Genomic DNA, 26,483 nt, shown 5'->3' on the forward strand with positions numbered 1-26,483 from the left:
GAATACATTACTTATAATTGAAATTAGTTTATCATTTTGTTGCAAAAATGTCTAGTGTGAAAATATAAAAAATTAAAAGATTTTTTATTAACAACCCTCTTCAAACAACCTTTTATAAGCTATTTTAGCAACACCAACTGCATTATCTGCACCATATTTACTTTTTGCAAAATGAATGTTACATAAGTTATTTCTTTTAAAATGGGCCTTCAAAAACTCACTTGAACTTACTCCACCTATAAATATTATTGGCAATTCGTACGTTTTGATAAGAATTTCACATATCTTATGTAAAGTTTTTGAGATACATTTCATAACAGCGTATGCTATTTCCTCATTACTATACTTATTATCAAAAAATCTAATAGCCATTGTTTCTTGACCAGAAAAATTCATATTAAGTCCATTTACCTTAGATGGAATAATTAAATTCCCTATCTTCTTTAAGGCTAGCTTATCTACTTCACTTCCTGCTGGGAAACTATATCCCATTTTAACCCCTACTCTATCTACAAATTGTCCTACACTAATATCAAGACTTTCCCCTATTAAGTCTATACTATATCCACTACCTTCATCTAAAACATGTAAAACCTCTGTGGTTCCACCTGATATATGTATTGCTATAAATTCCTTAAATGACTTATTAATTGAATTAAGTCCCGCTTCTATATGCCCCTCCTGATGAGTTGTTTCTATAAGTGGAACATTAAGTGCAGATGCTATACTTGATGCTACTGAATGCCCACCTAAAAACACAGGCATATATGAACCCTTAACAGGTCTTGGCTTTGTGCTTACTGCTACTCCATTAACATTATGTCCCTTAATAGACTCTAGAAGTAGAGGTAAGTTCTTTATATGCTCAAAAAGGGCATCTGATTGTCTCAGACCCCTTTTTCCACTTTCAACAGAAAGCATTTTCCTATTATCAATTATAATTCCTTTTTCAGAATATATAGCTATTGAAGTTGTGTAGTTACTTGTATCAATACCAAGCACTTTTTTCACTACTTATCAAACTCCTTCTGTATACTTCCAAGTATTCCGTTTACAAATGATTTTGATTTATCTTCACAGTAGATCTTAGATAATTCTAAGGCTTCATTAATAGCTGAAGCATTAGGTATATCATTTTCGCTTGTCATTTCATATATTGCAATTCTCATAATAGCAAGCTCTACCTTACCGATTCTAGAAACCTTCCATCCTCTTGAATACTTCTCTATATAAGAATCTATGTTATCAAGATTAGTTTCAATTCCCATAACAGTAGTTCCGATATAATCCATTTCGCTATTTGATAGCTCTAATGTATCAAACTCTGTCTCATCGTCACCTTCAAAGACTATGCTTTTTGCTTCATTATAATTATCTAAAATCTCTTGTGCTACTGCATCCTTTAAAGAAAGCTGATAAACAAGATGCATTGCTACCTCTCTAGCTTTTCTTCTACTCATGTGTCTTCCTCCATTATTCTGGTATTACCCTACTGTGCATGTTATAGAATAGGTCTAAACGTATTTTTACTCAAATTAACCCTCTGCAAACAGAGGGTTAATTATGAATTAATTATTTATCTTTGTCTTCCTTTGGCATAGTAATGCCTTGTACATGTACGTTAACACATGCTACTGAAAGACCTGACATAGTCTCAACTGATTTCTTTACGTTACTTTGTACCTTTGACGCTACATCAAGTATCTTTTCGCCATACTCAATTACTAAATGTATATCAATAGTAGCATCATCTTCGCCAACTTGAACCTTTACTCCCTTAGTAGAGCTCTTAACTCCAAGTTTCTCTGTAAAGTCTTTACCACCTAGTGATGCTACTCCCTTAACTTCTGAAGCAGCCATTGAAGCTATTACTGTTATAACATCTGAAGCGATTCTAACTGACCCAATTTCTTCAGTTACGTTTATGTTTTCTTCCATTATATACACCTCCCAAATAGGAATCGGATATTTTAAGGTTATTATATCAGAAAAAACTTTAATTTACAAAGTTTAATATGCTTTATATAGTATTTTGCACATAATCCTTATAAAAAATACGCCTAACTAGTAGGCGTATTATATGTATTATTGGTTTTGCTTAACAATAATCCCTGTTGGAGCTACTCCACTAGCCCTTACAGCAATATCTTTAATTTGGTTAACTCTTTCTCCATTTAACTTATCTTGGCTCTTAACGCAAATCTCAACACCATTATCATCAATTATGCAAAGAGCTTCTTCAAAGCCTTTTTCCTTAACCATAGTTTCGATTTTAGTTTCTTTTTCACCCTTTTCAATTATGCTCATAAGTTTTCTTGTAGCCTTTTCCTTTGACTCCTTAGTTGCATTTTTATTGTTGATTATGCTTTCAAGTTCTTGCTTCATTGTTGTTCTTTGATTTTCTCTAGCCATTCTTCCCTCTGCAAAAAAGTTCTTAGTTGTTTCCTTTTTCATACCTAAAGTTTCAGTGATCTCTGTTTCAGGCTTAAGGACCATATCTGTATCTTTAAAAGAATCGTTAAACTCTTTAGCAAAGAAACTCGCACATCCTATAAGTCCTATTAACACTGCAATTATTACTGTTTGTTTTTTAAAATTTGGCATTAATAACCCCACCTTCCATTATGTTTAATAAATTATATGTAAAGTTAAGATGATATATTCTTAACTTTTTTTCATAGGAGCAACAAAAACTTTATTTGCTGGTAAATTTAAAAGTGTTTTAACTGCACCTATAACATCCTCCTTAACTGAGGAATTTGTAGCACCCTCTGCAACAATCATAACCCCACCTATAGTTGGCCTTACTTCCTTAACTATTAAGGCTTTACTCTTAGATGATTCTCCTGTTGTAACAACAGTGCTTGACTTATTATTTTCTGTAATGGTACGAACTCCGCCTTCCTTATCCTTTTCCTCAGTTTTTTTGTTACTATCATTACTATTTACAGCAGGAATACTTTCACTACTTCCCTCAAAATAAATAGCAACTGTAACCTTACCCACTCCTGCAATTTGATTTAATGTATTTTCAACATCCTTCTTTAGTTTTTCCTCGTAATCCTTAACTCCAGTTGTTTGCTGACTTTCACTTGATGTAACCTCAACCTCACTATCCTCAACTATTTCCTTAGCAGGCTTATCTATACTCTTTTTATCACTATTTATATTTAATAGCCCTGCTCCCGTTTTACCTACTAACATAAATAAAACACCAAGCACTAAAAAGAAGGCAACATTAGTAAAAAATTTCTTAGGATCTTCATAAAGCTTTTTTAGATATTCTTTAATTTTCATACCCTTCTCCTTACTTTATAAACTTAACCTCAGATGCTGATATATTAAAGTCATTTTTAAGCACCCTTAAAACATCAGGGTCACTTTCTGCTACTTCTTTCTTCTCTTTCCCAATCACTACTTCCTCAACTGTAGATACAGCCATTTCGCCTTGGGTTTTCCTAAGGGTTATATTTTTAACTCCCTCATATCCACTTCCCATATTGGTATTTTTAAGACTTATTGAAACAACTTCATAATCCTTACCTGTTTGACTTTTTATTTGCTGCTTTATATTTGTTTTAAAACTAACACTAAAAGCCTCTATTGTTTTTTTATCAAACTGCTTCTTAGCCTTTTCACTATCTACTTTTTCATAATTATTAAGTGATGCTGTGTACTTGTCCATCATATCCCCAACATTAAAATCGTTATGTATAACCTTAAATATTGGAGTAAGAACCACTATCATAATCAAAAGTCCAGTTCCTATTTTTACATACTTTTTTATAGGATTGTCTGGGAGTATTAACTCTACTATTGTTATAAAAAGTACAGTTGTAACAACCGACATTATCCATTCTCTAAAAAAATCTATCATTAATTATCACCCTACAGTCATGATCAACCTTCCTGTGGTTGTTATTATTGTTATCATTATGAAAAACATTATGGCAACACATAGAAGACTTGAGAAAATAACAGTAAAACTTCCACCAACACTACTTAAACAGTCTATTATTTTTCTATCAACTACAGGCTCCATAACTGAAGCTACAAATTTATATATAAGTGTAATTATCATTATTTTGAGTAATGGGAAAATACAAATAAATATCATTATAATAAGCCCTACTATACTTAATGCATCCTTAAGAACTACAGAATAGCCAACTACTGTTGTTATTGCGTCTGATAAGGACTTCCCAACTAGTGGTATAAAATTATCAACAAAGAACCTTGTGGTTTTAAGTGTTACTGCATCCATTGTTGCTGCTGTAGAGCTTCTTATTGTCATCATAGTTATAAATATTGTCATTATAAATCCTAGTGCCCAAAGACTTACCTGCTTTATTAATGATGCAAGCTTTTTAACCTTAGGTTCATCACTTAAGCTGTTTACAATATTTAAGGCTACAACACATGCAGTACAAGGAATAATAAACCCCTTAATTACTGTGCTAAATATACTTATAACAATCATCATTACAGGGTCTAATGTTGCAGCTGACACTACTCCACCGGTTCCTGCTATTAACATCATAAGAGGAGGTATTAATATACATATAAATTCCATCATCTTATCTATAGTGTTTATTGCAAGGTTATATACAAGTAAAAAGCTTTTTACTATTATCATTATTAAGGTAAATATACAGGCATAATGTGCAACTTTACCTATACTACTTTCATTAAATGCAGATTGTATGTTTTGGAGCACTGCACTTAAAATTCCAAGTATTAAAAGTTCTACTAAAAGCCTTGAACTTGCTACTACTTCCTTAACTATAACCTTACCTAGGGAAGCAAATGCTTCCTTTACAGTTCCAGAAAAGGAACCTGTCTCTTGATATGTAGCTACAATCTCTTTAATACTAAATTCCGGTATGTAGTCTGAACTTTCCTTAAGATCATTGGCAAAATCTTCTATTCTCTTAAGGTCAACTCCACCATCTTCATATGCATATACCTTAGACGGTAAAGCCAAGAGTATAACTGCTATGAAAAGTCCAATTATTATCTTTTTCATACTAACCACCCTAAGGTAATATTTTCACTACCAAATCCATTACTGCCATAAGTATTGGTATTGATAAGGATATTATTATTATCTTTCCTGCAAACTCTATTTTTGAGGCTATTGATGATTGACCTGCATCTCTACATATTTCTACTCCAAAGGAGGCTAGATAAGCAACTCCAATAATTTTAAGAACTATATTTAAATAGGCCATATCAATATTAACTCTTTGTGATATTTGCTGAAGAGCCTGAACCACAACTGTAAGCTTTGTTACCATAAACAAAAATATTATTATTCCAGCTGCTAAACTTAATTGAAGGGCAAGTTCAGGTCTTTGATCCTTTAAAAAAACTACTATTATCGTAGCTACTATTCCTATAACTACAACTTGTCCTATTTCCATTTAATCCCCCTCTAAAACTGGAACATTGATCTTACGTCAGTAAATAACTGTGTTATTAAACCAAGCACTAATAAAAGCACTGTAACAAGTCCTACTATTACAAGCATGGTTCCCTGTTCCTTTCTTCCCATTCCATCAAGTAGCCTATCAAGGACAGCAACAACAACTCCAATTGCTGCTATTTGAAAAATTAGTGTAACGTCCACTTTACCACCTCTTTCATATTAGATTAAAACTATTACAACTAATAAGCCTGAGCAAATACCTAGGTATTTATATAGCTTTTCATTTTTATTCATTATTTCCTCTGCTCGTTTTTCAAAGGCTTCAAACTTTTTCATTGTTATATTAAAACTAGTTTTTTGACTCTCACTATCACTAGATTCTAAGGACTTTAAAAATGATGATATAGTATCTATCTCATCACCTTCAAGCATTAAAGGCTTTTTATATGTATTCATTGTAAGGGTAAACCCTTCTTGTATACCCTCAACTTCCCTTTTATACAGTGATTTCGAAAACTCCTTAAAAAATCTACCTACATTCCCATCTGTTTTTTCACCTACATAATCAAGTGCTTCAATCAAGGGCGATGATGAATATAGTATTTCTGACTGGAGCATTGTAAGTGCATATTGAAAGTCCCTAATTATCTTTACTCTATAGGAGAACCCCCTTGCATAATAAAACCCAACTAGTGTAGTTGAAAGTATTATCATTGCTGACCCAATAATTGATAACATCTTCCCTCCTCCTTATATACTTATAATTTCTTCAATTGTACCTGGCCCCTTTTTTCTACTAAGGGTTACAACGTATTTAAACTCACCCTTTTCAATTAATCTACCTACATATGCTCTTTTACAAATCTCATCGTAGCTACTTCCATGTACAGTAGCAATTATTTTGACTCCTGCATTAATAGCATCTTGTATTGCAATAGAATCCTCTTCGCTTCCTATCTCATCAACAGCAATTATTTCAGGTGACATACTACGAAGCAGCATTGTCATTCCAATGCTCTTTGGGCAGCTATCTAAAATATCTGTTCTTGACCCTACGTCTCTTTGGGCAACTCCCATATAAGACCCTGCAATTTCAGACCTTTCATCAACAAGTCCAACCCTATGTCCCCTTAAATTACACTCTGAAACACCACTACTTAAATTTCTTATAAGATCTCTTAAAAGAGTAGTTTTTCCACATCCCGGTGGAGACACTATTAATGTATGTTTTATGTCTCCTTGATATAACCTATTTATTAAATTTATTGAACATCCTTTAATTTCTCTTGCCATTCTTATGTTTAGTGAAGATAAGTTCTTTATTGTTTTTATTTTTTTATTTTCACATACAACTCTTCCTGTCATTCCAACTCTATGTCCACCCTTAATTGTAATAAATCCCTGTTTAATATCCTCCTCAACAGCATAAAGAGAAAAACTACTCATTAGCTGTATACACTTATCTATATCCTGTTTATTAACTATTAAATTTCCTGCAACAAACCTTGATAATGTACCATTATCACTTAAAAAATAATCACTTCCAGCTATAACAACCATTAATGGTCTATTAACCCTTATTCTTATTTCCTCTAATTTTTCTAGATAATCTAAACTTATTTTCTTAATAGGTGAAGATATACTCTCAGGAAGAGCAGATAAAACATCATGGTGTAAATCCAGCTTAGATTTTTCATTAATATGTACTGCCAACTAATCCCCTCCTTCATAATAAATATATATTACGTAAAGTAGAGTATTATGATAAAAAAAATAACACCTAATAAAAATTAGGTGTTATTTTTTTTATGTAATTTAGTTATTACTCGCAGTCATCACATGTGCAGTCGCAGCCGCCGCATGAAGTCTCAAAGCTAATTGCTTCATCACAGTTTGGGCAATGTAGTTCATCTTCTTCTTCAAACATACCCTCATCAAGATAAATCTTATCCCCACAGTTTGGGCAGTCTATATCTACATATCCATCTTCATCATATTCGTCATACTCATCGTGGCATCCACATCCACATCCGTCTTCTTCATCTTCAAATAGAACTTCTTCTACCTCAAGTAAAGCTTCGTCAATTGACTCAACGTAAGAATCAAGTTCATCATATGATTCGTTGATTTCTCTCATATCAAGAGCCATTTCCTCTAACATATCAACTATAGCAACTAGGACCTTTCCTTCCTTAGTTCCCTCTGATATTTCCAGACCATCACAAAGTCCCTTAAGGTATGCTGCTTTTTTAATTAGGTTATCCATAATATTCCCTCCTTATAAAAAAATATTGACCACGAAGGTCAATATTATTATTAACTATGCACGTGACATGTAGTCTCCACTTCTAGTGTCGATTCTGATCTTGTCACCTTGGTTGATGAATATAGGAACATTAAATACAGCTCCAGTTTCAACAGTTGCAGGCTTAGTAACGTTAGTTGCAGTATCACCCTTAACTCCTGGTTCTGTTTCAACTACTTCAAGCTCAACAAAGTTAGGAGCTTCAACTGAGAATGACTCACCCTTGTAGAACTTTATAATAGCAAATTCATTTTCTTTAATGTACTTAATAGCATCTTCAACCTTTGAGTACTCTAAAGGTACTTGATCAAAACTTTGCATGTCCATGAAGTAGTATAACTCTCCATCGTTGTATAAGTATTGCATTTCTTTTCTTTCGATAATAGCTTCTGGGTACTTTTCAGTTGGGTTGAAAGTTCTTTCGTTAACTGCTCCAGTTATAACGTTTCTTGTTTTAGTTCTTACGAAAGCAGCACCCTTTCCTGGCTTAACATGCATAAAGTCAATTATAGTAAATACTTGACCATCCATCTCGAATGTACTACCTTTTCTAAAATCTCCTGCTGTAATCATGTATAATATCCCTCCATCTAGTAATTATTAACATTTTAAATATAAATATACATACTACTAAAAAATTATATTTCAATTAATGACTTTGGAGATGATGATAATACTCTATAGCCATCCTTAGTAACAACTATAAGATCCTCAATTCTAACTCCTCCAAAACCTTCAATATAAATACCAGGTTCATCTGTAATAACCATTCCCTCTTGAAGAATAGTTTCTCCCTTAGGTGAAACCCTTGGTTCCTCGTGAATTTCACGACCTAGACCATGTCCTAAACCATGTCCAAAACGCTCTCCATATCCACCTTCTATTATTATGTCTCTTGCAACTTTATCTAATTCTAAGCATTTAATTCCTGGTTTTATATTTTTTAGTGCCTCTTCATTTGCCTTAAGTACTAAATTATATATTTCCCTTTGCTTATCTGATGCTTTTCCAACAACAATAGTTCTTGTCATATCTGAACAATATCCATTGTATATACATCCAAAATCTAATGTTACAAAATCTCCATTTTCTATAACTTTGTCTGATGCAACACCATGTGGAAGTGCTGATCTTTCTCCAGATGCTACAATAGTTGAAAATGATAGTGATGATGCACCCTGCATTTTCATAAATCTCTCTAGTTCTATTGCAACCTCCACTTCTTTTATTCCCTCTTTAATGAAAGTTAATATATGTGCAAATGCCTTATCTGCTATAGCTGCAGCTTTAGCGATTTGCTCAATTTCATACTCGTCTTTAACAATTCTAAGTTCATCTACTATACCCTCAAGATATACAAGTGAAATAGTATTAAACTTATTTTTGTAGGCTTCGTATGTTTTAAGAGTAATATGCTCCTCTTCAATACCTAGGGTTCTAATATTATTTTCTTTTATTAGCTCCTCTAAAATATTAGTTATAGGATGCTTATACTCAAGTATTTGGTACCCTTTAACTTCGTTTTTTGCTTGAAGTGTATATCTAGAATCTGTTATAAAATAAGCCTTATCCTGTGTAATTAAAATATAGCTTTCATCTCCTGTAAATCCAGTAAGATAATTTCTATTAAAATCACTTGCAATTAAAGCCCCATCTATATTCTTACTTAATAATTTGCTTCTAAAATTACTTAATCTAGTACTAATCATTTGTTACTTTCCTCCCATATTAAATAGTGCCCTCATTCCAAGTGAATAACCCTGGAATCCAAGACCACAAATCTGGCCAACGCAGGCTGGGGCTGTAACTGAATTTTTTCTAAATTCTTCTCTGTTATGTATATTGCTTAAATGAACTTCAACAATTGGCATTGATACTGACTTTAATGCATCATGAATCGCAAAGCTGTAATGGGTATAAGCACCTGGGTTAATAACTATACCATCATACTTGTCTAATGCATCTTGAATAATGTTAATTATCTCACCTTCAATATTAGACTGGACGATTACTGCCTTAACTCCAATTTCCTTTGCCTCACTTTGAATAAATGCGCATAAATCATCATATGTTCCGCTTCCGTATATAGTTTTTTCTCTGATTCCAAGAAAATTAAGGTTCGGTCCGTTTATAACTAAAATGTTCATACAATCACATCCTAAACACAACTTAAATATACTTATAGCACTTAGTATTTTAACAAATTTAACCCTATAATGCAAATAATTATTGACACTCTAGAAGTTAATTACTGTTTATAATATCTAGTATTTTAGAGGTAATTTCTTCTAAAGTAGAATCATTAACTATGTGAAAATCACATACCTCTTTATATAGGTCATATCTCTCATTATATAGTCCTATAAGTCTTTCCTTATTCCCCTTTATAAGAGGTCTAGATTCATCCTCTACATCTGATAAAATACTTTCAAGTGGTCTATCTATAAATATAGTCCTATAATTTTTCTTTAAATGGTCTCTATTTTCTTCCCTTTTTATTATGCCTCCCCCAGTTGACAAAATAACACTATCCATATTAACCATTTTAAGAGCCTTTGTTTCTTCTCTTCTAAACTCATCCTCAGATATATTAAACATATCTTCAATACTTCTACCAGATACCTCAACAATATACTTATCAAGATCTATTAAACCTATTCCTGTTTCACTTTCTAATTTTTCTCCTATTGTGGTTTTGCCACATCCAGGCATGCCAATAAGTGCAATTTTTTTAATCATTATAATTCCCCCATACGTTTATATAACTAAATAATACCACTTAATTAACCCCCTATGTCAATTTTAAGTTATGTATTATTTTCTATTATATAATTCACTTTCTTTGTATTTGAGAATTTTTTATATATTCCAGTAGAATCTATATTAACATCTTTAATTGTAATCATTTTCTTCTGACCATTAACTACCCTAGACTCATAGCGTTTTGAAATCTTAATATTAATACAAGCATATTTATCTGACAAAATACTATCTGATGCCATAATGCTTTCATCTACAATATTAATATAGTATGTTTTATTCCCATTTAGGCTAGTCTCTAATATCTTTGCATGTTTAATACCTATATCTGATAAATTAATCGTAGTTGACTTAGACATATAGTTAGAGGTTATCTTTCTTCCATCAACTGTTAAAGAGGCCATATCAGAGGCTATAAGTATTAGCACAACAAATAGCGGCAAAACGTAAATAGACACAAATCCCTTTTTCCTCAGTTTATCTCACCCCTTTTTACTATTGTAGATAATCTTTCAAATGTAGTACCTGTTGTAATTCTATAAAGGTTGTTTGAAACATGTTCTATCTTAAACTCAGATATATTCGGTGCTATATGCTGTGATGCTGAGGAGTATCTTAGTGTACCCTTATAAACATATATCCTATTACCATCTATTAAATAATCATGTCCTAATAATCTTATATCATTAGCTTCTTGAACCTTACTTACAGTAAATTCATGTGCTATTTGAAGGTTAACACTACTCTCCCCCTTCTTATCTATTACACTATAACTTTGACTAACAGACTTATAAAATTTAACGCACCCTATAATAGTAATAGCCAGTATAAGCACACCTACTAATGCTTCAATTAGTGTAAATCCCCTTTTTTTCACCTAGCCACCACCTCATTAATCTTTTCATATTTATTACCCTTAAATACAAGGCTTATTTTAATATGCTTAATTCCCTCTTCAAAACCATTTCTACAATATAGAATATATTCTCCTTCCTGTTTTTTCACTCCATTTACAACAAAGTTATATACATCATCTGGAGAACTAACTATTATTCCATTTCCATCTATTAAAACATCATGTCCATCTCTATATATACTTCCTAGGCTTTTAACAATGCTTGAACCTCTTATATACTCATTTGAGTAATTAATATTTTCCTTTGCATCACCTATTATCTTAGAAACAGATACAACCATAATAGCCGTTATAATACATGCTACTAATGCCTCTATATAAACATATCCTTTTTTCATTAATTAATCCTCTTTATTCTTGTATAACCTATGGTTAATGTTATTTCAGCATCTTTACTACTTCCTATATCTGATATAAAAATTGTAGTTGCCCCATGACCGAGGGTCCCATCGCTTTTAAACACAAGGTTGCCGCCATTAAGATCAGTTTTTCTAACCTTTAAAACAAATCCACTTGATAAGTTAACAGTTCTTATAAAACCCTCTTCATTATAAACATCAAATCTTTTATATCCACCGCTATTAACATCCTCAAACTTAACCTTAATAAGGCTACCACTTCCAATTGCATCTGACTTACAAAGCTTTAGTGCAGAAACTATTTTTTTAGACTCACTATCCAAACTACTGGTTTTAGTTGATGAAACAAATGGGTATACTATTGTCATAATAGACACCAATATAAACAAAGAGAGGATTACTTCTATATAAGTAATCCCCCTTTTATATGAAAATATTTTTTTAGAAACCATAGTAATTCTTTAAAAACTCTAATATGTAATCTCCGTATACTAGAGCTATATATCCTCCTATACCTATGTATGGGCCAAATGCCATTGTTCTTTCACTTTTATCTTTACGCCTTATAAGAATAATGCTTCCTACTATTCCTCCAAGTAAAACAGCTATTATAAGCATTAACACTCCCTTATATACCCCAAGAAACAATCCACACATAAGCGCAAGTTCAACATCTCCCCATCCCATAGCTTTAAAAATAGCAAATACTGCAATTACCCCTGAACATATAAGTCCACCTAATATTAGGTTTCCATATGCTTCACCTAAATAAAACTGGTATCCTACGTAACCTACTGCAAGTATTAATCCTACTATACTTACCTTTTCATAAATATACTCTGTATAGTAGTCAATAAACCCAGTAACAATAAGCACTGCTGTTAAAATAGTAAAAAAGAAAAACCTATATGTGAAATCAAACTCTAAATATATAAGAGTAAATAAAACCCCAGTTAAAACCTCAACAATAGGATATTGAATACTTATTTTCTCTCTGCAGTGTCTACATTTTCCTCTTAAAATTATATAGCTTAAAACTGGTATTAAATCATACCACATTATATTTGAATTACATCCTGTACAATTAGAAGGTGGGTATGAAATAGACTCCTCCCTTGGAATTCTATAAATACATACATTAAGAAAGCTTCCTATAATAAGCCCAAGTATAAACACAAATATAGTATAAACAACCATATAAACCTCCAATTACTCTATTTTGTCTTCTATTTTTCTTGAGTATTTTAGTAGATCTTCATATGTATACCTGCTTAAGTTATTTTCTTCAGCCTTAATACATTCTCCTTCATATAGTACGGAAATATTTTTAGGCCATGACTGAAGGTATCTACCTCCTATAGTACTAAGCTTTTGCTTTATACTCTCTAGTGAATCTGATCTTCTAATTTGACTATTTGGATTTTCGAAATTATACATATCCACTGAACTTTCTATTAGTTTTCCCTCAACTAAATAACGTTTTTCTTTAGATTCATTTATATATCTTAAGCTTATAGGCATTGCAATTGATGTAATAATTCCTATAATAGCAACTGTACATATAACCTCTATTAAGGTAAATCCTTTATTTTTCATAGGCTATACCTCAGCGTAAATCTGAAATACAGGAAGAAGAACACCTGCTAATACAAAACCAACAACAAGGGACATAGATATTATTAAAATAGGTTCAAATATCTTTGAAAGTCTTTTAGATGCAAATCCTACTTCTTTTTCATAAAAATCAGCAATACTTTCAAGTACAGAATCAAGTCTACCTGACTCTTCACCTGTTTCAATCATATTAGCAAAAAACTCTGGAAATAATCCTGACTGTTTTATCGAGAGGAAAAGACTTCCTCCCTCCTCAACTAAAACCTTAATATTTCTTACATAACTACTGTAATACTTTCCAAGTAAGCTTTCACATAGAAATAAGGCCTCAATTATTGGAACTCCACTAGACCACAATAATGCTAAGCTTCTTGCAAATTTTTCTGCAATTACCATTTTATAAAGAGATGAAAATCCTGCTATCTTAGTTATTATTCTATGAAATATAAACCCCTTAAACTTAATTATTATACTTAAGACTCCGGTTATTATACTTATGCTAACCAAAATAAACATATCATCTTCTATTAATCTACTTATTGTAATCAATATCTTTGTAGGCATTGGGATACTTTTTATTGATAGGCTCTTTACCATATCATCTATCATAGGTAAAATAGTAAACATCATTACAATAGAAGCTATAATTGTAATAACTAAAATGAAAATCGGATATGTCATTGCTTCTTTAATGAATTGCTTCGATTTGTACTCTTTATAGTAATAGTTTGACAAATTATCAAATATTACATCTAGCTTTCCTGTTTCTTCTCCAACCCTTACCATTTCACAAAAGGAATCTTCAAAGTGTTTAGTGTCTTTTATGCTTTCATATAGACTTTTTCCTTCATGTATACTCTCTACTATATTATCTAAAGCTCTATATGTTTTTCTGTTTTTTGTTTGATTTCTAATTGTGGTAAAGGCAGATACCACATTTATGCCTGAATTAAGCATAATTGAAATCTGCCTACACAATAAGTAAATATTTTTGTAATTAATAATGCTGTTAATTATTATAGGCACCTCCTATAAATTAATCAGCCTCATAACTATATCTCTATCAACTGCATAGGTCATTGCTTCTTCAAGGCTTATAGTTCCTGACTTACACAGTTCTACTAAAGACATATCCATAGTTTTCATCCCATTTTTGCTACTTGTTTGAACAACAGAATCTATTTGGTGGGTCTTCCCTTCTCTTATAAGGTTACGAATAGCAGGACTTGCAGTCATAATTTCAAGTGCACATGTTCTACCGCTACCATCTGCTGTTTTAAGAAGTTGTTGTGATATAACTCCCTCAAGTACAGCAGCAAGTTGTACCTTAATTTGCTGCTGTTGATGTGGTGGGAAAACATCAACTATTCTATTAATCGTTTTTGATGCTCCTACTGTATGAAGAGTTGATAGCACTAAGTGACCTGTTTCCGCTGCTGTTATAGCAATGGATATTGTCTCAAGGTCTCTCATCTCTCCTATTAGTATTACATCTGGATCTTCTCTTAAAGCACTTCTTAGAGCATTTTGATAGCTCTTAGTATCTCCTCCAACTTCCCTTTGGTTTATAATACTTTTCTTGTGCTTGTGAAGATATTCTATTGGATCTTCAAGGGTTATAACATGACAATTCCTTGTATTATTAATCTCATTAATCATAGCAGCTAGGGTTGTTGACTTACCACTACCTGTTGGACCTGTAACTAATATAAGTCCCCTTGTTTTCTTTGTAAGTTCTGATAATATTGGTGGCATATTAAAGCTTTCTAATGTTGGTACCTTAAGTGGTACTGCTCTTAGTGCTAATGCATCACTACCTCTTTGTTTAAAAACATTAACTCTAAATCTTCCTATTCCCTTTTCTGCATATGATGAATCAACTTCCCCTGTTTCCTCATACTTTTGGTATGTATCCTTGTCTAATATAAACTGTGCATACTTTTTCGTATCCTCAGGTAATAATTTATCTTCTCCTATTGGAACTAATGTCCCATTTATTCTAAGCATAGGCGGTACACCAACCGTTATATGAAGGTCAGATGCACCTCGCATCTCACACTCTTTTAATAAATCTTTAAATTCTATCATGATTTTCCCCCTTGAATTAGATTAAATTATACTTAAAACTTCACTTGTTGTTGTAACTCCCATTTTCAAAAGACTAATTGCAGAATCTTTAAGTGAAATAAAATTCTCTTCATTAGCTTCTTTAATGAGGTTACTACTCCCTAATCTATTTCCTAAAGACTCTCTATAACTACTACTAATTTGTAATGTTTCAAAAACGCCTATTCTTCCCAGATATCCAGTATAGCTACATTTTATACATCCTGATCCCTTTTTCAAAAGGTCACTTCTAGTTATATTTAAAATATTTATTTCATAATCACTTGGAGTATAGCTCTCTACACAATTATTGCATATTTTTCGAACAAGTCTTTGGGATATAACTCCTGAAAGACCAGAGGATATAAGATAGGGTTCTATACCCATATCTAAAAGCCTCTCAACCACCGAGTGACTATCATGTGTATGTATTGTACTAAGCACAAGATGTCCTGTTATTGCAGCCCTCATAGCAATACTTGCTGTATGACTATCTCTAATTTCTCCAACCATAATTACATCTGGGTCCTGCCTTAAAATTGATCTAAGACCACTTGCAAAGTCAAAGCCTATTTTAGAGTTAACATTAACCTGAGTTATACCCTCAATGCATTGTTCAACAGGGTCCTCAATTGTAATTATGTTCCTTTTGTTCATATCAAGCTGTCTAAGCATGGTATAAAGTGTTGTGCTTTTTCCGCTTCCTGTAGGTCCTGATACTAAAATTATTCCGCTTTTCTGGTTTAAGAAACTTTCTATTATACTTAAGTTTTCGTTAATTAAACCGATGTCATGAAGTCCTTTAATTTTTGTCTTTTCTTGGAATATTCTAATAACTATTTTTTCACCATTAACTGTTGGAATAGTAGAAACTCTTAGATCCCATAAAGTTCCGTTAGAATTTATACCTATTCTTCCATCAAGGGGAAGCCTTTTTTCCGAAATATCTATTTTAGATATAACCTTTATTCTAGATATTATTGCATTATATGACGCTTTTGAAAATCTAAAACCCTCTCGTAAGTAACCATCTACCCTAAATCTAACCCTATAATATGATTTAAAGGGTTCTATATGTATATCACTAGCTAAAAGCCTTAGTGCCTCATTTATTATGTAATTAACTATCTTAACAGCAGGTGCATCCCCCTCTTGATCTTTAGGAGCATCTACTGATTTAATTTCATCCCTTGTATCCTTAATGATTAATGTACTTTGAAGTGCATTACATATGAATTGCTCTAACTCCTGTAGGTTATGATAATGTAAAAATATAGGTTCATAGCCAAGTATAAATCGTATATCCTCACTATTTAATCCCATAATTGGATATGAAGTTAAAATATTAACCGTCTTAAGTTGATGATTAGCTTCAAGGGGGATAAGGTTGTACTTTAAGCATATATCTCTTGGAATTAAACTAGTAACTTTACTATCTACCCTTAATCCCTCTAGAGAATTACAAATTACAACTTTATCTGTTCCCTCTACCCTTTTATTATTAAATTCCTGCTTAACACTAAACAATAACATCTCTCCTATTTAGTATTTAACAGCAAACTCCCTACAAATCTCATCTATTATAGATTTGTCTATTGTAATATCCCTAAATATCTCCTGTGCATAAACAGCCTGACCTATAAGCATAGGAAGACCATTTTCACATATAAGGCCCCACTTTTTGCCATGTTTTAAAAACATTGTTTCACTTGGATTATATATTATGTCCATTGCTACCTTAAACTTTTTAATAACATCCTCACTTACAGGACAATCATTAATATTTGGATACATTCCAAGAGGCGTAGAATTAATAATTATATCTCCAGCATCTATTTTCTCAAGATCTTTATAGGATATAACATTATACTCTTTAAATTCTAAGTTACCCTTAGTCTTACTAACATCTCTTGTAACAATATTTATGCTACTAGCATTCTTATCACGAAGATACTTAATTATAGCCTTCGTAGCTCCTCCTGCTCCTAAAACATAGGTACTCTTACCCTTAACATCAATATTGTTTTTATCAAACATATAACTAAATCCATAATAGTCAGTATTGTATCCATAACACTTACCATCTTTAAATTTAATTGTGTTAATAGCCCCTATTTCCCTTGCTTCATCAGAAATACAGTCCATTCTTTCAATTACATCTATTTTGTATGGAATAGTAACATTAAGTCCACCTATTTTTAGTAGTCTAAATCCATCTATAGAGGATTTTAGATTATTTTTCTCTATTTCAAATATATAATATTTTCCTTTGTAATCTGTTTTCTCAAAAATACTATTATGAATTTCTGGTGATATGCTATGGGAAAGCTTCTCACCTATTAACCCATATACATTATTCATTTTGCCCTCCATCTATGTATATACCCAATAAAAACTTTTATATACATATTATATATTTATTATATGTTATTTACCAATTTTATTTAAGCCTAAAAAAGGTATAGTCTCCTATACCCTTTAGTAAATATCAGTCTTTTGAAGTTTTCTATATGCTAAATATATTGCATATAGAGAAATAATCATCCTTGTAACAGTTTCATTCATTATAACATTTAAAATTTCAACTATAACAATACTTAAAAACTGCATAGATGAAAATATTAAAAAAATCTTAATAAGAACAAATCTTAATCTTTCTAAATAAATCTTACTAAACACAACAGATAATATTCCAACTGCAAGGAAATTAAACCAAATATCAACTGTTCTTATAAATAACCATGTAGAATAATAAGGTAGTGATGGATATATAGAATTTGAATACATAAAGTACTCTACAAGAAGAACTTTTCCATCTATTGAGTATAAACATACTGCAATACCAAGAAATAATGTTGCAAATATAGCAATCTCTGAATATATGAATCCCCTTATTATATATCCGTATTTCTTAGGAGTTAAGAATATTATTCTACTTCTACCAAACATTAAGCTTTTAAATCTGAGAATAGGTGCAATTAGCCCTATAATAACTATTAATGTAACTAAAAATGCTGTTATGTACTGACCATAGTGAAAAATAGGATGTAAAAATATTGAAAGTACTGCTAGTAACGCTAGTAGTATATTCATCATAAAGCTTTGATTTAAAAAATATAAGTTTACTCTATTAAGTTTCATAACTAAAAAAGTTCCTCTAAAGAATTAATTCCATTTTTTCTAAGTTCTTTAATAGTTGAATGTAGCTTTATTTTTCCATCCTTCATAAATATCACCTCATCTAAAATTGGCTCAATATCACACACTAAATGGGTACTTATAATCATAATAGACCCTTCCTCAAAATTATCAAGAATTGTTTCTATTACCTTACGTCTATCCTCAGGATCTACTCCGAATAATGGCTCATCAAGTAAATATACCTTAGCCTTTCTTGAAAATGTAAGTGCTACGTTAAGTTTTTCAAGTGATCCTAATGATAAGGTATCTATTTTCCTATCTATATCAATAGAAAATTCTGCAAGCATTCCCCTTGCATTTCCTTCATTAAAGTCCCAGAAAAACTCCCTATAAAAGTTTAATGCATCCCGAACTCTCATTCCTTTAAATAAAATATTTTCATCCATCATAAATGATACAATCTCACGTGACTTATCACTTATTTCATTAGAAAATATGCTTATCTCTCCACTTGTTGGCTTTACTAATGAAGATATAATCTTAAGAAGTGTGGTTTTACCACATCCATTTTTACCTATAAGTCCAACTATTTTGTTACCCTCTATTTCAAGGTTAATATTATCAAGTACTGTTTCTTTATATACCTTTGAAAGGCCTCTAATACTAATCATATAAAACTTCTTTCTAATATTTTTTCTCTTACATATTACCGTTAAAGCATAATTAAGTCAATAAAACAAGGGATAGCTTAAGCTATCCCTGTGAAAGTTCCTTTGAAAGTTTTTTCAAAGCTTTTTTTTCAATTCTTGAAACATAAGACCTTGAAATCCCAAGTTTCTGTGCTATTTCTCTTTGGGTCTTAGGTTCACTATTTAATCCATATCTAAGCTTTATTATCTCTTTTTCTTTTCCTTCAAGTACACTTTCTATAATGTCATATAGCTTTTTAACTGATATTTTGTATTCAACTTCTTCAAGTACAACGTCACCATCAGTTCCTAATACGTCAATTAAACATATTTCATTACCCTCTTTATCCACCCCAATTGGGTCTTGAAGGTATACTTCCGATTTGATTTTTTTACTTGATCTTACACTCATTAGTATTTCGTTTTCTATACACCTTGCTGCATATGTCGCAAGCCTGTTCCCTTTTTTATAATCAAAGCTTTCAATAGCCTTAATAAGTCCTACAGTGCCTATAGAAATCAAATCATCTGCATCTCTGATTTGTGGGCTAAATTTCTTTATTATATGTGCCACAAGCCTAAGATTCCTAGTTATAAGTTCTCCCTTAGCACTTTCATCTCCCTCACGGTACTTTTTAAACAGCTCCTTTTCCTCATCTTGATTTAAAGGAGTGGGAAATGAATTTCCATTGCTAACATATCCAACAAGAACGACTAGATTTTGAAAAAAATTAAGAAACATATCCGGTAACAAGCTTTACCCCCCTAAAGACTAGGTCTCATAATCATTATATGAGACCTTTCTAATATATGTGCCTTTTTCTAAAGAAAAAACATCACATTTAATTAAATTCTTTAGGAATAAAATACGTTTCTACTTTACTACTTTACAGATTATTTCCCTCTATAGCCTCTGCGTCATTGTCTCTTCTTCTTGGTGGAAGTGGTCCAAAATATTGGTAGTAATAACACTGCAGTGTTCCATTATATAGCTTTCTATTCTTAGTAGCTTTCTTACCATAATGTTTTTGGAATTCTGGGTGTGATGTAATAACAAATACTGACCAAGTATCAAGTTCTGAGAAAACTCTACCCATATCCTTATAAAGCTTATTAACTTCCTTAACCTCAAGAAGTCTCTCCCCATATGGCGGATTAGTAATAATACATCCATACTTCTTCTTTGAACTAACTTCTTGAACTGGAAGCTTTTGAAGATAAATATAGTCTGTAAGACCTGCTTTCTCTACATTTTCCATAGCCGTCTTTAAAACTCTATAATCAACATCTGAACCATATATTTTAAATTCCTCGTCATTAATAGCGTTTCTTGCCTCTTCTCTTAGCTCATCCCAAATCTTTTTGTCTATTGTTGGCCAAGTCTCTGATACAAACTCTCTATTAAGTCCTGGTGCAATATTCTTACCTATAAGAGCAGCCTCAATAAGAATTGTTCCTGAACCACATAGTGGGTCAATAAGCTGTCTTGATGGGTTCCATCTACTTAAAAGAACAAGTGCTGCAGCTAGAGTTTCCTTCATAGGAGCTTCCCCTGCAATTTCTCTATATCCTCTTTTGTGTAGTCCTTTACCTGATGTATCAATTGTAAGAGTTACAATATCCTTAAGTATTCCTACTTCTATTTTATAAACGGGACCATCCTCTGAGAACCAATCTGTTTTATATTTTCTTTTCATTGCTTCAACAACAGCCTTCTTAACTATTGATTGACAATCTGGAACTGAGAATAATTTTGATTTTACAGATTTACCTGTAATATGCATCTTCCCGTCTAGTGGGATTATATTCCCAAAGTTAACAGCCTTAGCTCCTTGGAAAAGCTCCTCAAAGCTTTCTGCTTTAAATTCAGCAGCCTTAATAAGTACTCTATCTGCTGTTCTAAGCCAAAGGTTACATCTTGCAATGTCCCTTTCGTCTCCTTCAAATTCTACTCTTGAGTTTTCAACCTTAAGATTTTCATACCCAAGATTCTTAAGTTCACTTGCAACAACACTTTCAAGACCAAATGTTGCCGTAGCAATTAATTTATATTTCATTAATTTCTCTCCTTAAATTTCATCTTTATTACGTACATTATCTATTTTAACCAAAAAATCTTGTTTATGAAACACAAACATTGTAAATTATAATAAATAAGTTAAGTTTGATAAATATCCAAAAAGAATTAAAATATAATTAGAGGTGATAATAATGGCAGATATTAAATTAGATTACTTTATTTTCAACGATAATATATACCCATCTAGTGAATTTGAGAATTTATATATTGAGGATGCAAAGTCACTATATGAAGTTATTAGAGTATGCTCTAGTACTCCATTATTCCTAGAAGAGCATCTTAATAGACTTTTTAAGTCAGCTAATATAGTTGGGTATAGCCTAACACTTACACTTGAAGAGATCAGAAGCAATATTAAAAAAATTATTAATAAAAACAATGCTACTGACTACAACTTAAAAATTGTTATAAATAACTTAGATAACCCATCTCCTAATGTATATTATTTTTTCATAACTACTAACTACCCAGACCCTTCACTATATACTAAGGGGGTAGATGCATTCCTTTATTCAGCAGAAAGAGATAATCCTAACGCTAAGGTTATAAATGCTACTTTACGTGAAAAAGTTAATGCTCTTATGCAAGAAAAGAACTGCTTTGAAGCTATCTTAGTTAATAATAATGGCTATATAACAGAGGGAAGTCGTTCTAACCTATTTTTTATTAAAGATAATACTCTTTATACAACTAAAGGAAGTGACGTTTTACTTGGAATAACAAGAGATAGAATTATATCTCTTGCAATTAAAGATGGTATTAATGTTGTTGAAGATGATATCCACGTAGATTCTCTTCCTTCCTTTTCGTCAATATTTATAAGTGGAACCTCACCTAAGGCTCTACCTATAAAAAATCTTGATAACATGACATTCTCACCTAAAGAAGAATTAATGCAAAGAATCATAAAACTATATGATAATGAAATAGATTCATATATTAAGAGCCATAATTAATAATAACCTCCTTAATTTAAGCTAATGCTTTTATATTAGGGAGGTTATTTTTTAGTATTTACACTATTTATCATAATACTTTATTAAGTTTTTTCATATAAATTAAAATAATACTTATTGGAGGTTACAACTATTAAAGTAAATATTAAAACCCTAGTTACCCTAATTGCTATTCCTCTAATTGTTGGTAGCATTGCCTCGCTATTTACTCAAAATAGCATGGAGCAATTCCAAACATTAATAAAGCCACCACTTTCACCACCTGGAATAGTATTTCCGATAGTATGGACTATTTTATACATACTAATGGGAATAGCATCCTACCTTATTCTTACTTCTAGTAAAAGCTCAGTTAATACATCCTCAGCTATTAGGCTTTACTTTATTCAGCTTATAGTTAACTTTTTCTGGTCTATTATATTCTTTAATTTTAATTTATATTTCTTCTCATTTATTTGGCTAATTCTTTTATGGATACTTATACTAATTACCATAATTAAATTTTATAAAATTTCAAAACCTGCTGCTTATTTAATGATTCCATATTTTTTATGGGTTACATTTGCAGGCTATTTAAATCTATTTATTGCTATTCAAAACTAAAAAAAGGTGTCATTTCTGACACCTTTTAATTATCTTATTAGTTACTTTTCCAGTATCCGTGTAGGTTACAGTAAGCCTTCGCAACTGCTCCATCAGCATTTTCGATCTTAAAGAATGCTTCTGGCTTCTCACTTGGCTTTAGGTACTTAACGTATACCTCTTCTCCAACATGTAGTTCAATCCACTCAATAAAGTGAACATCTTCCATTGGGTGATCAACGCTTCCTACGTTAACTCTAACTCCACCATCAACCTTTTCAATTACTGGTACATGCTTTTCAACTGATGCTTCAACAGTGTTCTCTACAATTTCAACCATTGGCTTACCACAGCAAACTAGCTTTCCAAATCCGTCCTTCTCTACCTTTGCGATTAGGTTACAAATTTCACATCTATATAATTTATTTTTCTTACTCATTAATAATTCCTCCTAAATAATAATTGTTATTTGTTAATATTATAATATCACGACTCCACAAAAATGACAATAGGATTTTTAATAATTTTATTAAAAAATTTATCATTTAAGTTTTCACAACAAAAATAGGCTAATTAAAGTTATTAAATAGCCTACTTCTAGTATATGTTAATCTACATATTAAATTCTCGTTTAAATGTATTATCCTTAACTATTTTATTAATAAAATTTCTAGATTTAAATTCTATATTATCTATGCTATTAACAGGAAATGGTCCACATACAGAATTTGTTATAAAACATTCATCCATATCTTTTATGTCATCAAGTTTTAAAAATACTTTTTCTGTAGTATATCCATTCTCTCTTGCAAATTTTAAAACATCATCCCTCATAACGCCCTTAAGAATTCCACACATTATATGAGGAGTATATAGTGTATTTTCTTTTCTGAAAACAATATTAGCATATGAAGTTTCACATATATAGCCCTTATAATTTCTAAATAAACATCCATCAAAACCCTTTGATTTACTACGTCTATCCTCAATTACATTTTCACCATAATTTAATGTTTTAAAATAATTAAGTATGTTTTTAGGATCACGCACAGCATCTGCTATAGTTAGCCTCATTCCCCTATTAAATGACTCATTTGTATACCCGCTAGGTCTTGTTGCAAATTCAAGATTATCATCTATAAGAATAGCCTTAAGAACACCTTCATTAATATCTACCGAATCTAAATATACTAATATACTTTTTTCAAAATCCTTAAAATTTTTGCTATATAAAACATTAAGGACCCTTGAGGCCCTTAATAATCTATTATAATGCATTTGTAATCTTTCAGGTTTTTTGTTTTTGAAGTATATAGTTTCAAATGGTGTTAATCCAAAGGCTACCTCTGGCTTAAATAAATTCAATACTAATCTTCCCTTCCAGTTAGTGATCTATTTATTGCACGTCCCTTGTGTAGTGTTTCATTGTACTCATCCTCAGGGTCTGAGTCCCAAACCATTCCTCCACCTACGCTGTAGAACACACCTTCCTTTGTAATAACAGGTGTCCTAATTGCAATATTAAAGTCAAAGTTACCATCATTTGATATATAACCTATAGCACCTGTATATATTCCTCTTGATACATTTTCAAGTTCATCAATAACCTCAAGTGATCTAAGCTTTGGAGCACCTGTAATAGAACCTCCTGGGAATGTTCCCTGAATAATATCCTTAAAAGTAGACCCATCCTTAATTTCTCCCTCAATAGTTGAAACTAAGTGGTTTACAGTTGCATATTCTTCAACATCAAATAATGAAGATACCTTTACTGTACCTGGTTTACATACCCTAGATAAATCATTTCTCTCTAGGTCAATTATCATTAGTAGCTCTGACCTTGTTTTTTCACTATAATATAGATATTCCTTAAGTTTATCGTTTTCTTCCTTATCATCTACCCTAGGAACAGTTCCCTTAATAGGTCTAGTTGTTATAGTATTACCTCTTTTTCTAATAAACTGTTCTGGTGAAGTTGATAAAACATAATTTCCATCGCTTATATCCATAAATGCGTTATAAGGACCCCTATTAACCCTTCTGAAAACAGAATATACATCATGTGCATTAACATTACCATAGCCTGCATACTGCTGTGCTATATTAACCTCATACACATCACCTTTTTTAATGTAGTCCCTAACTCCTGTAACTCTTTGCTCAAACTCTTCCTTTGTAAAGTTAGAAGTTAGCTTCACTCCTTCAATTGCTTTCATATCATACTCAAGACCCTTAAGCCCTTTTAGAGTTTTAACAATTTCTTCATTATCTGTGTGTATATATGTTTTTGAGTTTACATGGTCTATAATCACAAAATCTTCATAATAACCAAAATATACCTCTGGAATCTTAAATGAGTCTGTATTACTCTTCTTAACTCCCATAATCTCCATTCCAAAGTCATATGATAAGTATCCAACAAACCCACCATCAAAAACAAGCCCAGTTGAAAGCTTGTTTTTTTCTGAAATAAGCTTATCCATTTCATCTAATATATATCCATTAAGCTTTATTTTGTTACCATTCTTCTCAAGAAATGTAACCCCATCAATATAGCTTATTACTTCCTTAGGATTAAATGTAATAATAGAATTATCTCCTGTATCTTTTATCCTTAAACTACTTTCTAGTAAATGAGTATTCTCTCCCTTAACGCTCATATATACATAGAAAGGGTCTAGGCAATAATCTAATGTTGTTAAAGACATTACTTGTCACCTCTTAAAAAGTTTTTTAACATATCTATTCCGTGTTCTGTTAGTATAGCCTCTGGGTGGAACTGTACCCCCTCAATTCTATACTTTTTATGCCTAACACCCATTATAACTCCATCTTCTGTTTCAGCAGTAACTGCTAATTCCTCAGGTAGTGTCTCCGGTGCAATAGATAGTGAATGATATCTTGTTACATTAAGTGGGCTCTTAAGTCCCTTAAATGCTCCCTCACCATCATGTACTATTGGATGAACCTTTCCATGAACAGGCTCCTTACCTTGTAGTACGCTTCCATTAAAATAATGACCTATACACTGATGCCCAAGGCATACTCCTAGTATTGGAATTTTACCCTTAAATTTATCTAGTATTTCAAGGGGTAATCTTGCCTCCTCTGGAGTTCCTGGTCCTGGAGATAGGACAATGTAATCTGGGTTCATTTTCTCTATATCAGAAATATTTATTTCGTCTCTTCCTTTAACTACTGTTTCTTCACCAAGCATAATAAAATAGTGTTCTAAATTATATGTGAAAGAATCATAATTATCAACAATAAGTACCATGAAATCAATCCTCCAAGCCAAAAATACTCTCATACTATTTTATCACAAATTTTTCATTATTAAATGAATTTTTAGTGGTATTATACCCAAATCCAACAAATTATTTCCTATACCCCTATAATTTATAGAATTATTATTGTTATTTTATTGACAGTATCAAATTTTCAGAGTATTATGTAATTGTTATCAAAGCCAATACATTTTTATTTAAAGATCTATTTTACTTACCTATAGGGGATATAGCTATGCTATATCCCCTTTTAATTTTGC

The 26,483-nt window shown here is 31.6% G+C and carries 36 protein-coding genes; 2 read left to right on the forward strand and 34 right to left on the reverse strand.

All coding sequences use genetic code 11. From position 1 onward, the window contains the following. Positions 1–87: 87 nt before the first annotated feature. From RR539_RS03745 to RR539_RS03890, 30 genes are all read right to left on the reverse strand, one after another. Positions 88–1,011: an O-sialoglycoprotein endopeptidase gene (locus tag RR539_RS03745; RefSeq protein WP_332472767.1), complete on the reverse strand. Its 924-nt coding sequence runs from the start codon at positions 1,009–1,011 to the stop codon at positions 88–90. After that, entirely contained in the window at positions 1,011–1,460 is a 450-nt protein-coding gene (gene nusB, locus RR539_RS03750; protein WP_332472766.1) for a transcription antitermination factor NusB, read from the reverse strand. Before nusB ends, RR539_RS03745 begins: the two co-directional genes overlap by 1 nt. 112 nt (positions 1,461–1,572) lie before the next feature. Beyond that, positions 1,573–1,938: an Asp23/Gls24 family envelope stress response protein gene (locus RR539_RS03755; RefSeq protein WP_332472765.1), complete on the reverse strand. Its 366-nt coding sequence runs from the start codon at positions 1,936–1,938 to the stop codon at positions 1,573–1,575. A gap of 147 nt (positions 1,939–2,085) precedes the next feature. Further along, positions 2,086–2,604, reverse strand: a complete 519-nt coding sequence (locus tag RR539_RS03760; protein ID WP_332472764.1) for a SpoIIIAH-like family protein — start codon at positions 2,602–2,604, stop codon at positions 2,086–2,088. A 60-nt stretch (positions 2,605–2,664) separates the two neighbouring features. Next, positions 2,665–3,297: a stage III sporulation protein AG gene (gene spoIIIAG, locus RR539_RS03765; RefSeq protein WP_332472763.1), complete on the reverse strand. Its 633-nt coding sequence runs from the start codon at positions 3,295–3,297 to the stop codon at positions 2,665–2,667. 10 nt (positions 3,298–3,307) lie between these two features. Then, the gene (gene spoIIIAF / locus RR539_RS03770; protein ID WP_332483400.1) at positions 3,308–3,877 is read right to left on the reverse strand and encodes a stage III sporulation protein AF; all 570 of its coding nucleotides are present in this window, start codon (positions 3,875–3,877) and stop codon (positions 3,308–3,310) included. Positions 3,878–3,883: 6 nt separating this feature from the next. Next, positions 3,884–5,026, reverse strand: coding sequence for a stage III sporulation protein AE (spoIIIAE, locus tag RR539_RS03775; protein ID WP_332472761.1), 1,143 nt, complete (start codon positions 5,024–5,026; stop codon positions 3,884–3,886). 10 nt (positions 5,027–5,036) lie between these two features. Then, positions 5,037–5,423 carry a stage III sporulation protein AD gene (gene spoIIIAD / locus RR539_RS03780; protein WP_332472760.1) on the reverse strand — a complete coding sequence of 129 codons (387 nt, stop codon included), beginning with the start codon at positions 5,421–5,423 and terminating at the stop codon, positions 5,037–5,039. Between the two features lie 11 nt (positions 5,424–5,434). Next, positions 5,435–5,629, reverse strand: coding sequence for a stage III sporulation protein AC (gene spoIIIAC / locus RR539_RS03785; RefSeq protein ID WP_332472759.1), 195 nt, complete (start codon positions 5,627–5,629; stop codon positions 5,435–5,437). 18 nt (positions 5,630–5,647) lie between these two features. After that, positions 5,648–6,166, reverse strand: a complete 519-nt coding sequence (locus RR539_RS03790; protein ID WP_332472758.1) for a hypothetical protein — start codon at positions 6,164–6,166, stop codon at positions 5,648–5,650. Positions 6,167–6,178: 12 nt separating this feature from the next. Continuing rightward, on the reverse strand, positions 6,179–7,141 hold the full coding sequence (gene spoIIIAA / locus RR539_RS03795; RefSeq protein ID WP_332472757.1) for a stage III sporulation protein AA: 963 nt from the start codon (positions 7,139–7,141) through the stop codon (positions 6,179–6,181). 109 nt (positions 7,142–7,250) lie between these two features. Continuing rightward, positions 7,251–7,694: a CD1247 N-terminal domain-containing protein gene (locus RR539_RS03800; RefSeq protein WP_332472756.1), complete on the reverse strand. Its 444-nt coding sequence runs from the start codon at positions 7,692–7,694 to the stop codon at positions 7,251–7,253. A gap of 54 nt (positions 7,695–7,748) precedes the next feature. After that, positions 7,749–8,306: an elongation factor P gene (gene efp, locus RR539_RS03805; RefSeq protein WP_332472755.1), complete on the reverse strand. Its 558-nt coding sequence runs from the start codon at positions 8,304–8,306 to the stop codon at positions 7,749–7,751. Between the two features lie 65 nt (positions 8,307–8,371). Continuing rightward, on the reverse strand, positions 8,372–9,442 hold the full coding sequence (locus RR539_RS03810; protein ID WP_332472754.1) for a M24 family metallopeptidase: 1,071 nt from the start codon (positions 9,440–9,442) through the stop codon (positions 8,372–8,374). A 3-nt stretch (positions 9,443–9,445) separates the two neighbouring features. Beyond that, positions 9,446–9,880, reverse strand: a complete 435-nt coding sequence (aroQ, locus tag RR539_RS03815) for a type II 3-dehydroquinate dehydratase (RefSeq protein WP_332472753.1) — start codon at positions 9,878–9,880, stop codon at positions 9,446–9,448. A 97-nt stretch (positions 9,881–9,977) separates the two neighbouring features. Beyond that, positions 9,978–10,472, reverse strand: coding sequence for a shikimate kinase (locus RR539_RS03820; RefSeq protein WP_332472752.1), 495 nt, complete (start codon positions 10,470–10,472; stop codon positions 9,978–9,980). Between the two features lie 68 nt (positions 10,473–10,540). Further along, positions 10,541–10,951: a hypothetical protein gene (locus RR539_RS03825; RefSeq protein ID WP_332472751.1), complete on the reverse strand. Its 411-nt coding sequence runs from the start codon at positions 10,949–10,951 to the stop codon at positions 10,541–10,543. A gap of 14 nt (positions 10,952–10,965) precedes the next feature. Next, positions 10,966–11,370 (reverse strand): PilW family protein, encoded by a 405-nt coding sequence (locus RR539_RS03830; protein ID WP_332472750.1) that lies wholly within the window; start codon positions 11,368–11,370, stop codon positions 10,966–10,968. Then, positions 11,367–11,747, reverse strand: a complete 381-nt coding sequence (locus RR539_RS03835) for a hypothetical protein (RefSeq protein ID WP_332472749.1) — start codon at positions 11,745–11,747, stop codon at positions 11,367–11,369. The genes RR539_RS03830 and RR539_RS03835 overlap by 4 nt, the downstream gene beginning before the upstream one ends. Continuing rightward, positions 11,747–12,136: a hypothetical protein gene (locus RR539_RS03840; protein WP_332472748.1), complete on the reverse strand. Its 390-nt coding sequence runs from the start codon at positions 12,134–12,136 to the stop codon at positions 11,747–11,749. Before RR539_RS03840 ends, RR539_RS03835 begins: the two co-directional genes overlap by 1 nt. A gap of 73 nt (positions 12,137–12,209) precedes the next feature. Continuing rightward, positions 12,210–12,965, reverse strand: coding sequence for a prepilin peptidase (locus tag RR539_RS03845; protein WP_332483402.1), 756 nt, complete (start codon positions 12,963–12,965; stop codon positions 12,210–12,212). Positions 12,966–12,977: 12 nt separating this feature from the next. Continuing rightward, complete coding sequence (locus RR539_RS03850; protein ID WP_332483403.1) at positions 12,978–13,364, reverse strand: type II secretion system protein; 387 nt, start codon at positions 13,362–13,364, stop codon at positions 12,978–12,980. A gap of 3 nt (positions 13,365–13,367) precedes the next feature. Next, entirely contained in the window at positions 13,368–14,408 is a 1,041-nt protein-coding gene (locus RR539_RS03855) for a type II secretion system F family protein (protein ID WP_332472745.1), read from the reverse strand. 3 nt (positions 14,409–14,411) lie between these two features. Continuing rightward, positions 14,412–15,470, reverse strand: a complete 1,059-nt coding sequence (locus RR539_RS03860) for a type IV pilus twitching motility protein PilT (RefSeq protein WP_332472744.1) — start codon at positions 15,468–15,470, stop codon at positions 14,412–14,414. Between the two features lie 21 nt (positions 15,471–15,491). Beyond that, positions 15,492–17,015, reverse strand: coding sequence for a GspE/PulE family protein (locus tag RR539_RS03865; RefSeq protein ID WP_332472743.1), 1,524 nt, complete (start codon positions 17,013–17,015; stop codon positions 15,492–15,494). Between the two features lie 15 nt (positions 17,016–17,030). Next, entirely contained in the window at positions 17,031–17,849 is an 819-nt protein-coding gene (gene aroE, locus RR539_RS03870) for a shikimate dehydrogenase (protein WP_332483404.1), read from the reverse strand. Positions 17,850–17,966: 117 nt separating this feature from the next. After that, positions 17,967–18,629: a hypothetical protein gene (locus tag RR539_RS03875; RefSeq protein ID WP_332472741.1), complete on the reverse strand. Its 663-nt coding sequence runs from the start codon at positions 18,627–18,629 to the stop codon at positions 17,967–17,969. Between the two features lie 2 nt (positions 18,630–18,631). Further along, positions 18,632–19,300: an ABC transporter ATP-binding protein gene (locus RR539_RS03880; protein ID WP_332472740.1), complete on the reverse strand. Its 669-nt coding sequence runs from the start codon at positions 19,298–19,300 to the stop codon at positions 18,632–18,634. A gap of 82 nt (positions 19,301–19,382) precedes the next feature. Beyond that, positions 19,383–20,060, reverse strand: a complete 678-nt coding sequence (gene sigK / locus RR539_RS03885; RefSeq protein ID WP_332472739.1) for an RNA polymerase sporulation sigma factor SigK — start codon at positions 20,058–20,060, stop codon at positions 19,383–19,385. Between the two features lie 145 nt (positions 20,061–20,205). After that, positions 20,206–21,375, reverse strand: coding sequence for a THUMP domain-containing class I SAM-dependent RNA methyltransferase (locus tag RR539_RS03890; RefSeq protein ID WP_332472738.1), 1,170 nt, complete (start codon positions 21,373–21,375; stop codon positions 20,206–20,208). Between the two features lie 154 nt (positions 21,376–21,529). On the opposite strand from RR539_RS03890, the gene RR539_RS03895 reads away from it, so the two are divergent. Together RR539_RS03895 and RR539_RS03900 are read left to right on the forward strand one after the other, a co-directional pair. After that, positions 21,530–22,354 (forward strand): aminotransferase class IV, encoded by an 825-nt coding sequence (locus tag RR539_RS03895; protein WP_332472737.1) that lies wholly within the window; start codon positions 21,530–21,532, stop codon positions 22,352–22,354. A gap of 117 nt (positions 22,355–22,471) precedes the next feature. Further along, positions 22,472–22,957, forward strand: coding sequence for a TspO/MBR family protein (locus RR539_RS03900; protein ID WP_332472736.1), 486 nt, complete (start codon positions 22,472–22,474; stop codon positions 22,955–22,957). 37 nt (positions 22,958–22,994) lie between these two features. Here RR539_RS03900 and RR539_RS03905 read toward each other — a convergent pair whose 3' ends face one another. The 4 genes from RR539_RS03905 to RR539_RS03920 all read right to left on the reverse strand — a co-directional run bounded on the left by RR539_RS03905 (position 22,995) and on the right by RR539_RS03920 (position 26,213). After that, on the reverse strand, positions 22,995–23,375 hold the full coding sequence (locus tag RR539_RS03905; protein ID WP_332483405.1) for a desulfoferrodoxin: 381 nt from the start codon (positions 23,373–23,375) through the stop codon (positions 22,995–22,997). Positions 23,376–23,548: 173 nt separating this feature from the next. Further along, on the reverse strand, positions 23,549–24,301 hold the full coding sequence (locus RR539_RS03910) for an aminotransferase class IV (protein WP_332472734.1): 753 nt from the start codon (positions 24,299–24,301) through the stop codon (positions 23,549–23,551). A 2-nt stretch (positions 24,302–24,303) separates the two neighbouring features. Next, positions 24,304–25,644, reverse strand: coding sequence for an aminodeoxychorismate synthase component I (pabB, locus tag RR539_RS03915; RefSeq protein WP_332483406.1), 1,341 nt, complete (start codon positions 25,642–25,644; stop codon positions 24,304–24,306). Then, positions 25,644–26,213 carry an anthranilate synthase component II gene (locus RR539_RS03920; protein ID WP_332472732.1) on the reverse strand — a complete coding sequence of 190 codons (570 nt, stop codon included), beginning with the start codon at positions 26,211–26,213 and terminating at the stop codon, positions 25,644–25,646. The genes pabB and RR539_RS03920 overlap by 1 nt, the downstream gene beginning before the upstream one ends. Positions 26,214–26,483 lie beyond the last annotated feature (270 nt).

Origin of the sequence: Clostridium sp. (genome assembly GCF_036639235.1) — a bacterium.
Classification (GTDB): domain Bacteria; phylum Bacillota; class Clostridia; order Clostridiales; family Caloramatoraceae; genus Clostridium_AB.

What these genes read in the sequence shown, in the direction of transcription:
- nusB (WP_332472766.1), bottom strand. Translation starts at nt 1,460, where the DNA reads ATGAGTAGAAGAAAAGCTAGAGAGGTAGCAATGCATCTTGTTTATCAG.
- RR539_RS03755 (WP_332472765.1), bottom strand. Translation starts at nt 1,938, where the DNA reads ATGGAAGAAAACATAAACGTAACTGAAGAAATTGGGTCAGTTAGAATC.
- RR539_RS03760 (WP_332472764.1), bottom strand. Translation starts at nt 2,604, where the DNA reads ATGCCAAATTTTAAAAAACAAACAGTAATAATTGCAGTGTTAATAGGA.
- spoIIIAG (WP_332472763.1), bottom strand. Translation starts at nt 3,297, where the DNA reads ATGAAAATTAAAGAATATCTAAAAAAGCTTTATGAAGATCCTAAGAAA.
- spoIIIAF (WP_332483400.1), bottom strand. Translation starts at nt 3,877, where the DNA reads ATGATAGATTTTTTTAGAGAATGGATAATGTCGGTTGTTACAACTGTA.
- spoIIIAE (WP_332472761.1), bottom strand. Translation starts at nt 5,026, where the DNA reads ATGAAAAAGATAATAATTGGACTTTTCATAGCAGTTATACTCTTGGCT.
- spoIIIAD (WP_332472760.1), bottom strand. Translation starts at nt 5,423, where the DNA reads ATGGAAATAGGACAAGTTGTAGTTATAGGAATAGTAGCTACGATAATA.
- RR539_RS03790 (WP_332472758.1), bottom strand. Translation starts at nt 6,166, where the DNA reads ATGTTATCAATTATTGGGTCAGCAATGATAATACTTTCAACTACACTA.
- RR539_RS03800 (WP_332472756.1), bottom strand. Translation starts at nt 7,694, where the DNA reads ATGGATAACCTAATTAAAAAAGCAGCATACCTTAAGGGACTTTGTGAT.
- efp (WP_332472755.1), bottom strand. Translation starts at nt 8,306, where the DNA reads ATGATTACAGCAGGAGATTTTAGAAAAGGTAGTACATTCGAGATGGAT.
- RR539_RS03810 (WP_332472754.1), bottom strand. Translation starts at nt 9,442, where the DNA reads ATGATTAGTACTAGATTAAGTAATTTTAGAAGCAAATTATTAAGTAAG.
- aroQ (WP_332472753.1), bottom strand. Translation starts at nt 9,880, where the DNA reads ATGAACATTTTAGTTATAAACGGACCGAACCTTAATTTTCTTGGAATC.
- RR539_RS03820 (WP_332472752.1), bottom strand. Translation starts at nt 10,472, where the DNA reads ATGATTAAAAAAATTGCACTTATTGGCATGCCTGGATGTGGCAAAACC.
- RR539_RS03835 (WP_332472749.1), bottom strand. Translation starts at nt 11,747, where the DNA reads ATGAAAAAAGGATATGTTTATATAGAGGCATTAGTAGCATGTATTATA.
- RR539_RS03840 (WP_332472748.1), bottom strand. Translation starts at nt 12,136, where the DNA reads ATGACAATAGTATACCCATTTGTTTCATCAACTAAAACCAGTAGTTTG.
- RR539_RS03845 (WP_332483402.1), bottom strand. Translation starts at nt 12,965, where the DNA reads ATGGTTGTTTATACTATATTTGTGTTTATACTTGGGCTTATTATAGGA.
- RR539_RS03850 (WP_332483403.1), bottom strand. Translation starts at nt 13,364, where the DNA reads ATGAAAAATAAAGGATTTACCTTAATAGAGGTTATATGTACAGTTGCT.
- RR539_RS03860 (WP_332472744.1), bottom strand. Translation starts at nt 15,470, where the DNA reads ATGATAGAATTTAAAGATTTATTAAAAGAGTGTGAGATGCGAGGTGCA.
- aroE (WP_332483404.1), bottom strand. Translation starts at nt 17,849, where the DNA reads ATGAATAATGTATATGGGTTAATAGGTGAGAAGCTTTCCCATAGCATA.
- RR539_RS03875 (WP_332472741.1), bottom strand. Translation starts at nt 18,629, where the DNA reads ATGAAACTTAATAGAGTAAACTTATATTTTTTAAATCAAAGCTTTATG.
- RR539_RS03880 (WP_332472740.1), bottom strand. Translation starts at nt 19,300, where the DNA reads ATGATTAGTATTAGAGGCCTTTCAAAGGTATATAAAGAAACAGTACTT.
- sigK (WP_332472739.1), bottom strand. Translation starts at nt 20,060, where the DNA reads ATGTTTCTTAATTTTTTTCAAAATCTAGTCGTTCTTGTTGGATATGTT.
- RR539_RS03890 (WP_332472738.1), bottom strand. Translation starts at nt 21,375, where the DNA reads ATGAAATATAAATTAATTGCTACGGCAACATTTGGTCTTGAAAGTGTT.
- RR539_RS03895 (WP_332472737.1), top strand. Translation starts at nt 21,530, where the DNA reads ATGGCAGATATTAAATTAGATTACTTTATTTTCAACGATAATATATAC.
- RR539_RS03905 (WP_332483405.1), bottom strand. Translation starts at nt 23,375, where the DNA reads ATGAGTAAGAAAAATAAATTATATAGATGTGAAATTTGTAACCTAATC.
- pabB (WP_332483406.1), bottom strand. Translation starts at nt 25,644, where the DNA reads ATGTCTTTAACAACATTAGATTATTGCCTAGACCCTTTCTATGTATAT.
- RR539_RS03920 (WP_332472732.1), bottom strand. Translation starts at nt 26,213, where the DNA reads ATGGTACTTATTGTTGATAATTATGATTCTTTCACATATAATTTAGAA.